The organism is Streptomyces yokosukanensis (assembly GCF_001514035.1).
GTDB lineage: Bacteria > Actinomycetota > Actinomycetes > Streptomycetales > Streptomycetaceae > Streptomyces > Streptomyces yokosukanensis.
The window spans coordinates 1-8,120 of the sequence record NZ_KQ948251.1 but is presented as its reverse complement, the minus strand read 5'-3'; the positions used below and the strand labels follow the sequence as shown (position 1 = coordinate 8,120).

At 69.6% G+C, this 8,120-nt stretch carries 6 protein-coding genes and 3 pseudogenes; 3 read left to right on the top strand and 6 right to left on the bottom strand.

Annotated features, from left to right (window positions below; all coding sequences use genetic code 11):
• The 3 pseudogenes from AQI95_RS43345 to AQI95_RS50530 form a co-directional block, all read left to right on the top strand.
• Positions 1 to 282: pseudogene (locus AQI95_RS43345) on the top strand (hypothetical protein); the annotation flags it as partial.
• Between the two features lie 157 nt (positions 283 to 439).
• Positions 440 to 850 (top strand): annotated as a pseudogene (locus tag AQI95_RS43340) (cysteine hydrolase family protein); the annotation flags it as partial.
• 174 nt (positions 851 to 1,024) lie between these two features.
• A pseudogene (locus tag AQI95_RS50530) lies at positions 1,025 to 1,994 on the top strand (transposase); the annotation flags it as partial.
• 35 nt (positions 1,995 to 2,029) lie between these two features.
• Here AQI95_RS50530 and AQI95_RS43320 read toward each other — a convergent pair.
• The 6 genes from AQI95_RS43320 to AQI95_RS43295 all read right to left on the bottom strand — a co-directional run.
• The gene (locus AQI95_RS43320) at positions 2,030 to 2,350 is read right to left on the bottom strand and encodes a DUF4387 domain-containing protein (protein WP_067136926.1); all 321 of its coding nucleotides are present in this window, start codon (positions 2,348 to 2,350) and stop codon (positions 2,030 to 2,032) included.
• Complete coding sequence (locus AQI95_RS43315) at positions 2,347 to 3,717, bottom strand: acyclic terpene utilization AtuA family protein (protein ID WP_067136924.1); 1,371 nt, start codon at positions 3,715 to 3,717, stop codon at positions 2,347 to 2,349. The genes AQI95_RS43320 and AQI95_RS43315 overlap by 4 nt, the downstream gene beginning before the upstream one ends.
• Positions 3,718 to 3,850: 133 nt before the next feature.
• The gene (locus tag AQI95_RS43310; RefSeq protein WP_067136922.1) at positions 3,851 to 4,594 is read right to left on the bottom strand and encodes a GntR family transcriptional regulator; all 744 of its coding nucleotides are present in this window, start codon (positions 4,592 to 4,594) and stop codon (positions 3,851 to 3,853) included.
• A gap of 18 nt (positions 4,595 to 4,612) precedes the next feature.
• Positions 4,613 to 5,749, bottom strand: a complete 1,137-nt coding sequence (locus AQI95_RS43305) for an ABC transporter ATP-binding protein (RefSeq protein ID WP_067136920.1) — start codon at positions 5,747 to 5,749, stop codon at positions 4,613 to 4,615.
• Positions 5,742 to 7,487 (bottom strand): ABC transporter permease, encoded by a 1,746-nt coding sequence (locus tag AQI95_RS43300; protein ID WP_067136918.1) that lies wholly within the window; start codon positions 7,485 to 7,487, stop codon positions 5,742 to 5,744. The genes AQI95_RS43305 and AQI95_RS43300 overlap by 8 nt, the downstream gene beginning before the upstream one ends.
• 6 nt (positions 7,488 to 7,493) lie before the next feature.
• On the bottom strand, positions 7,494 to 8,120 hold a 627-nt coding region (locus AQI95_RS43295), incomplete at its 5' end, for a hypothetical protein (RefSeq protein ID WP_159056745.1).

The window sequence follows — 8,120 nt, the reverse complement described above, 5'->3', positions numbered from 1 at the left end:
CGAGACCACCTCCACCTCGCACTCGGAGTCCGGCAAGTCAACCTCGGTGTCGATGCGACAGGAGCGGATCCTGGCCGCCGACGCCATCCGCGCCCTGCCAAGGGCACCGCGCTCTGCTTCGCCACCGGCATGCGCGCCGCGATGCTCGACCTGCGCCCCTCGTATCTCGAGCCCGGCGCCGACGAGCTGTCCGCTGCCTCCGCCCGTGCCTCGAAGGGCATCACCGACCGTGCCGTCGCCAAGGCCGGCCCCAAGCAGTCCGACTTCGACACCGCCGCGTAGAACTCGCCCCTCTCCCTCGTTCCACTCGGCTTCGCGCGCCGTCCATCCCCATCTGCGCACCGCCCGTCAGCACACCTGGAACCTCCTATGCCACAGATCCATGAAGTCCCCGACGACTGGAACCCCAACCATCGCCGCTGCCTGGAATTCGGCAACAGTGACCCCGAGGTCACGCTGCGGGCCATCACCCACGCAGCAACGAATCGGGCTCGGCGGCGGTGTCGAGTTCACCGACGAGGACCCAGGCGCCGAGATCCACCCGGACATCGCGCCCCGGCCGGCCGATCCCGTCGTGACGAGGAGGCCTGCCAGCGCATTCGTGGGCAGCGACCTCGACCTGCTCCTGCGCGCCCACGAGATCGACGGGCTGATCCTCACCGGTATCGCCACCAGCGGAGTCGTGCTGTCCACCCTGCGTCAAGCCGCCGACCTGGACTTCGGCCTCACCGTACTGGCAGACGGCTGCCTCGACGCCGACGCCGAGGTGCACCAGGTGCTCACCGAGAAGGTCTTCCCCGTGCAGGCCGACGTCGTCACCGTCGACGACTGGATCACGTCGATCAAGTGACCCGTGCCCGGCGAGGCGCGGCACGGCACGGCACGGCACGGCACGGCACGGCCTGAGCATCACGCTCAGCCACATGTCACTTCGCTCGCCGCTCGTTACTGACTTCGGCGTCTTGAGGTCTGGATCTTTGTCGGGACCGGTGACGTGGCCCGTCCGGGCTGGTACCGCGGAGGCATGCGGTATCCGGACGGTGGCGGGCTGACCGCCGAGCAGCGCAAGCGCCGGGAAGAGGTACGGATGCGGGCCGTTGGCCTCTTGGAGAAGGGCATGAAAGTCCCGTGCATCGCCCGGGAGTTACGGGTGAGCGAGAAGTCGGTCCACCAGTGGCGCCGCGTCTGGAAGGCAGGCGGACGCGAGGCGCTGCGTTCCAAGGGATCCTCCGGCTACGACTGCCGGCTCGGCCCCCACCTGCAGGCCAAGCTCGCGACATGGCTGGAGGAGGGGCCGGCCGCGCACGGCTGGGTGGGCGACCAGGTGTGGACCGCCTCCCGGGTACGCACGCTGATCGGGCGGAAGTTCCACCTCTCCTGCAGCGTCTCCGGGGTGGGCCGGCTCCTGCCCCGGATGGGCAGCGTGCAGGTGCCCGCCCGTCCCACCGCCGAGCGCGACGAGGAAGCCGCCGCCATGTGGCGGGACGTGACCTGGCAGGAGGTAAAACCAGCAGGGCGGCGCCCAGGGCATGGATCTGCTTCGCGGACGAAGCGGGTGTGACCGGCCGTCCGCCCACGGGCCGCACCTGGGGCCGACGCGGCATCACCCCGAGGGTCAAGGTCTCCGGCCGCAAGAGCGAGCGCCGCTCGCTTGGCGAGAGGGACTACGTCCACCTGCTCGACGGCGCCCACCAACTACTCAAGGCCCCACTGATCGTGGTGTGGGACCGGCTGAGCACCCACGTCTCGAAGACGATGAAGGCGCTCGTGGCGGAGCGCGAGTGGCTGACCGTGTGCTGCTGCCCGGATATGCGCCCGAGCTGAATCCGGTGGAGGCCCTGTGGGCGCACATCAAACGGAGCCTGGCCAACCTGACCGCCCACACCCTCACAGAGCTGGAGATTCTGCTCCGCCAGCGACTGAAGGCGCTGCAGTACCGGCACGGCATCCTCGGTGGATTCCTCGCCGGGACGGGGCTCACTCTCGATGAGCCGGACGGACTCTCATACGCCGAAGTCAGTAGGCGGGATCAGCCGACGGGCTCGGGGACCTCCAAGTCGACCAGTGGCGCGTACTGCTGACCTCCGTAGCTGTCGCTGTCGGTGAGATCGCCTTGGCGAACGGGGCGGGGGAAGGAGACCTTCACCGCCTGGGCGCGCTCGTGACGGACGATCAGGATGTGTGCCGGGTCCGCTCCGTACAGTTCGGCGAACAGCTGGGGAGTGAACACGCTTGGTTGCGCGATTCGTTCGAAGCTGGCCTGGTCGCGGGCCACGAAGTCGAAGGTGAGCCAGAACGGGCCGGCGTTCTTGGAGCGGATCAGCGAGCACAGGTCGAGCAGCCGGGTCATCCGGTGACCTCTTCGTGGACGGCGGAGAACATCTCGTACGGGGTCTCGGGCAGGGCGACGTGGTGGAGGGTGAAGCGGTAGACGGGGCCGCGGTCGGTCTCCGGCGGGGAAAAGGGGTAGGCGACGGTGCTGGCCAGGCCGTCGTAGCCGGAGATGGGCAGATGGGAGGAGGTGTGGGCGACGAAGGTCGCCACGGCGTGCGCGGTCTCCTGGGTGGGTGCCGTCACTGTGATCAGCATGCCCAGCTCGTGTACGGGCTCCGCGCGCTGTGGGTCGCGTGCCCCGAGGACGGCGTCCTGGCCGTAGAGGCGGTAGTCGATGGTGACGTCGTCAGGGTCGACGCGGCCCTGGAAGACGTCCTGGATCTTGGTGGCGAAGTAGTCGTGAGCGAACGGTAGGAGCTTGGGCAGCTGCTCGATCACGACGCGGTCGCGGATGCCGCCGAGCGCGATGGTCTGGTAGCCGACCAGCCGGGAGCCCTCGAGCTTGACGGTGTAGGTCTCGGCCGGCAGGTAGCGGGCGCCGGCCACGCGCACCCGGCGGCCGTCGAGGGCGGTATAGGTGGCGTCGGTCGTGTCCAACGTTCCGGACGGCTCGGCGATCAGGTGGGGGTTGGCGTTCTCGTACAGGGTGTGCGCAGCGACGGAGTACGGGGTCAGCCGGGAGTCCGGGTCGAGCGGCTCGACGTCGAAGTGGTCGTCACGAAGGTGGACGAAGAGCCCGTCGGCGCTGGGCGGGATGGCACAGGCGGCGCCGCACTCGATGGTCTTGGCGGCATGCCAAGTCAGACCGGGGTCGGCGCCGTGCATGTGGGGGTAGGCCGCGTACAGCGCGGTGTCGCTGGCGCGCCCGGCCAGCACCACCTGCGCCCCGTCGCGCAGGGCTTGCTGGATTGGTTCGACGCCCATCATCCCCACGACGTGGCTGGAGATGAGGGTGTCCAGATCCAGTTCCGGGGCACCGTCCAGCGGCTGGATCCGGCCCTCGGTGAAGCGCCGGGCGAGGGTGTCGGAGTCCTGGTCGGAGTAGATCCGCGCCAGCTTGAAGGTCAGGTCTTCCTGCGCTGCGATCTCCCTGGCCATGGCGGCGACACGGTCGACGCCCTCGCCGCGGCCGCTGGTGCCGCAGGATCCGATGATGAGCGGCACGTTCAGGCCGTCGCGGGCCTTGAGCAGCAGTCGCAGGTCGCGGGTGACGGCCTCGCGGGACAGTTTGGGCTCTCCGCTGCCCAGATAGTACGGGCCGCTGTCGGTGGACCCGGCGTCGCAGGCGATGACGTCGGGCTTCATGGCCACCCCGAGCGCGAGCGACTCGGCGCCGAAGCCCGCACCGAGGGCCCCGGTGGGGGCGAGAATCTTGAACTCCATGTCTCCTCCTTCGCCGGCAGGACCACTCCCGGCTATGCTATTTGCTATAGCAGTCCTCATGTGGGCAGGTTTGTACGCCGCGTGATACCGCCCGTGCGGGCAATCCCTGCTGGGGACTGCGGGATTCCTTCCCTCAGTCCGCCGGGGTGTCTGAGACCGCGTCTCGGGCATGGTCCCAGCCGACGAGCTCGCCGACAGCGGACAGGGCGTGGGCTCGGGCGAGCTGATCGGCACGGTCGGAATCGCGGGCGCGGAGGGCGTCCAGCAGCTCATGGTGCTGGTGGTAGCGCCGCTCCTGCCCGGCCGTGCGGCCGGCTGCGACCTGAGCGGAGGCGATGCTCAGCCGCTCGGACCGGCTGAAGGCCCGCACCTGCTCCAGGGTTCGGCTCAGCTGGATGTTGTCGGCGGCCGCCTCGACCTCGCGATGGAAGTCGCGGACGGCGTTGAAGAGTCGCTCGATCTGCTCGGCGGAGAGCGTGCGTCCGGCGTCACGGTCGGTGCGCAGTGCCTCGGCGGCCTCGTCAGCCTCGTCCAGGTGTCGCTGCATGCGGTCCAGCTGCTCGGGGGTGGCCTTCTGGGCGGCGAAGCGTGCGGCGACTGCTTCCAGGGCGGCTTCGATGGTGCCGCTCTCGCTGCGGACGAGCGGGGAGACAGTGGCCACGCGCAGCGAGCGCGGTCCGGTGCGCTCGACGAGCTGCTCCTGCTCCAGTCGGCGCAGGGCTTCGCGGACGGGTGTGGGGCTGACGCCGAGGCGTTCGGCCAGTCCGCGCTCGGTGATCTTCTCGCCCCAAGCCAGCTCGCCTTGGACGATCGCCGCCCGAAGAGCCTGGTAGGCCTGGTCGGACAGGGTCTGCGAGCTGAGTGAGGGAAGCGGCATGGGCGTATTCGATATCTGCTACAGCACATTGTCAAACGTAGGCTGGGATGTTGAGGGAACAGGGCCCTCGGTGGGGAACGGGGCGGGGTCGTCGGTGACGAGGGTGGCGCTGTCGGGGGCGAGGGTGATCTGGACAGTGGCTTCGGGGAGCCTGCGGCGGTGGAGCGCCTGTAGTTCGTGGGGGCCGACCCTGACGGTGTAGAGGTAGTGGTCGCCGAGGAAGGTGGCGTGGGTGATCTCCGCCTGCCAGGTGGGTGCGCCCGGAGCCGCGGGGGTGTCGAGGAGGAGGGCTTCGGGGCGCAGGGCGAGGGTGAGCGGTCCGGGCGGCGGCGGGGTGGGCGTGTGGAAGGGCAGGCCGCCGGGCAGGTGAGGGGCTTGCAGAAGCCATGTGGAGCGGTCGAGGTTGCGGGCCGTGCCGGTGATGAAGTTGCAGCGGCCCAGGAATTCGGCGACGAAGCGGTTGCCGGGGCGCTGGTAGACGTCCTCGGGGGTGCCGGCACGGACGATGCGGCCGCCGTTCATGACCAGGATGTGGTCGCTCATGGCGAGCGCCTCGGTCTGGTCGTGGGTGACGAAGACGGTGGTGATGCCGAGGTCGCGCTGCAGTTCGCCGAGCCATTCGCGGGCGCGGTCGCGGAGTTTGGCGTCCAGGTTGGAGAACGGCTCGTCCAGCAGCAGTGCGCTGGGGCCATGGGCGAGGGCGCGGGCCAGGGCGACCCGCTGCTGCTGCCCGCCGGACAGCTCGTGGGGGTAGGCGTCGGCTCGTGGGACGAGTTCGACCAGTTCGAGGACGTCGGTGACGCGTTGCTTCATCTCAAGCCGCCCGGCTTTGCGGATCCTGAGCGGGAAGGTGACGTTCTCGGCAACGGTCAGGTGCGGCCACAGCGCATAGGACTGGAAGACGACGCCGAGGTCGCGCTGCTCGGCGGGCAGACTGCGTCCTGCAGCGTCGAACAGTACGCGGTCGCCGTGGGCGATGGTGCCTGCGTCAGGGGTGTGGAACCCGGCGATGGACATGAGCGTGGTGGTCTTGCCGCAGCCACTGGGGCCGAGCAGGGTCACGAAGCGGCTGTCGGGGACGGTGAAGTCGACCTGGTCGAGGACTTTGGTGGCCCCGAAGGTCTGGGTCAGCCGGCGGACGGTGATCTCAGGCATGGCGGTGGGCTTTCTTGCGCAGGGTCCAGCCCAGGCCGAGGGCCAGGGCGACAGTGACCAGGAGGACTTGGACCAGGGCCAGGGCGGCGACCGGTCCCGGCAGCCCTTTGGCCCAGGTCTGGAGCATGGTGGTGCCCATGAGTTCGGTGCCAGGTTTGGTCAGGAAGACCACCGGGTCGTAGTCGCTGATCAGGGTCACGAACATCAGCACCAGGGCGCTGAGCAGCGCGGGCCGCAGCAGGGGCAGGGTGATGCGGCGGGTGGTGGTCCACCAGCCGGCGCCCGAGGCCGCCGATGCCTTCGCCAGCTCGGGGCTGAGCCGGGCCAGAGCCGGCGCGAGAACGATGTAGGAGAGGGTCATGTTGCGCACGCACAGCGCGACCAACTCGCCCCACAGGCTGGTGCGGAGCATGGCACCAGGCCAGTCCGCGATGAGGAAGAGCCAGAAGAAGCCGACGCCGAAAACGATGCCGGGCGTGGCCCGCGGATAGACAAGGAGAGCGGGTAGGGTGCGCCGCAGCCGGAACCCGGAGCGGTGGGCGATCACGGTGGCCAGGGCGACGAGGACGACCGTGGCGAGGCTGCCGATCGCGGCCACGGTCAGGCTGTCGGTGATGGCGCGGTGCAGGGTGGGGTCGGTCCAGATCTGCCGCCAGTTGTCGCCCGTCCACAGGTGCCAGGGCGCCACCAGAGTGGTCAGGGAGGTGACGTTCGACATCAGGGCCAGGCCCAGCAGCGGGATCGCCGAGGTGAGCGCGACGAAGGCGGCCGATGCGCCGGCGAGCGGCGCGCGCCAGCGGCCCAGGTCGATCGGGTGCGCGGGCGGGGTGGCGCGGGTGCCGGCGGTGTAGCGGGTGGAGTGGCGCAGCAGCCGTCCGCGCAACAGCAGGATGCCGGAGGTCACCACCAGCAGCAGGATCGCTCCGGCGGAGACGATCGGCGGGTCGGGGACGGGGCTGTTGGACCAGGAGTCGTAGAGGTAACTGGCGATGAACTGGATGTTCACCGGTCGGCCCAGGAAGAGCGGGATGCCGAGCACCTCCAGGCTGAGAGTGAAGATCAGCATGCCGCTGTCGAGCAGCGCGGTGCGCAGCATCGGTACGGTCACCGTGCGCAGCACGAGGAGGGTGCCGCCGCCCGAGGCGCGGACGGCGTCCTCCAGCGTCCCGTCGGCGCCTTCCAGCACTGCTTTGCAGGTCAGATAGGCGATGGGGAGAGTGACCACGGCGCCCAGCGCCGACATGCCTGGGAGTGAGGTGAGGTTCCAGACGGGCAGGTGCAGGTTTCTGTGCCAGAGCTGGGTGAGGTAGCCGGATGGTCCGTACAGCGACTCCCAGCCGACGATCAGACCGAGCGGAGGGATGAGCAGCGGTGCCAGCAGCGCGGGACCGAGCAGGCGCCGCCCCGGGAGGTCGGTGCGGGTGACCAGGACGGCGAAGGCGGCGCCGAGCACGACCGCGGCCGTAGTGGCGCAGGTGGCGAAGACGAGGGTGTTCAGGGCAGCAGTGCGGATGGCGGGGTCGGTGAACAACTGCCGGTAGGCGTCCATGCTGAAGACGCCGCCGGGCAGGTAGTAGGGCTTGGACAGCACCGAGGTGTAGACCAGGGGCGCCAGCGGTGCCAGGGCCAGCACCGCGACCAGGGCCCAGACCAGGTACTGGCCGGGGGCGGCAGGGGCGAGTCGGCGCCGGCCGCGTTGCTGCGGGGCGGCCCGTGAGGGGAGAGTGTCCAGTGTCATGGCGGGTCAGCGGCCGAGGGCCTTGCTCCAGTGGTCGGTGATCGTCTTCTGCTGGTCGACCACGTCCCGTGACACCGGGACAAGATAGGTTTTCGCGGCGGGGACGTGCTTGGCCAGATCCGCTAGGTCCGAGGTGCAGCCGGTGGCGGGCTTGAAGCCGTTCATCGACGCCTCCATCCCGGCGGCGCACATGACCTGCTGGCCCGTCTCGCTGAAGACGAAGTCGAGGAACAGCTGCGCGGAGGCGGGCGAGGCGGCTCCAGAGGTCTGGCTGATCAGGCGCGGGGTCAGCGGGGTGGCATCGCTCATGTACCCGTACTTCAGGAGGCCCTTGTACTGAGGGACGACGGCCTGGGCGATGCCGCTGGACAACCAGCCGGTCGTGGCGCCGCCCTGGACCAGGTGCTGCAGGCCGTCCAGGCCCTCGTCGAAGGTGTTGGTGTGCGGGCCGAGGGTGTCGAGCTGCTGGTAGACGGTGTCGGCGCCCAGGATGTGGATGAGCCCGTAGACCGCCTCGTACCCGAGCGGGTTGTTGGGTGAGTAGCTGACCAGCGGGTTGTGCGACGGATCCGCTTTCACGTTCGCGGTCAGTGCGGCGTAGCTGGTGGGGACCTTCGCTCCGTGGACCAGCTT

Excerpts from the sequence above, each read along its gene's own strand:
- AQI95_RS43320 (WP_067136926.1), bottom strand. The coding sequence starts at position 2,350 with ATGACCCGGCTGCTCGACCTGTGCTCGCTGATCCGCTCCAAGAACGCC.
- AQI95_RS43315 (WP_067136924.1), bottom strand. The coding sequence starts at position 3,717 with ATGGAGTTCAAGATTCTCGCCCCCACCGGGGCCCTCGGTGCGGGCTTC.
- AQI95_RS43310 (WP_067136922.1), bottom strand. The coding sequence starts at position 4,594 with ATGCCGCTTCCCTCACTCAGCTCGCAGACCCTGTCCGACCAGGCCTAC.
- AQI95_RS43305 (WP_067136920.1), bottom strand. The coding sequence starts at position 5,749 with ATGCCTGAGATCACCGTCCGCCGGCTGACCCAGACCTTCGGGGCCACC.
- AQI95_RS43300 (WP_067136918.1), bottom strand. The coding sequence starts at position 7,487 with ATGACACTGGACACTCTCCCCTCACGGGCCGCCCCGCAGCAACGCGGC.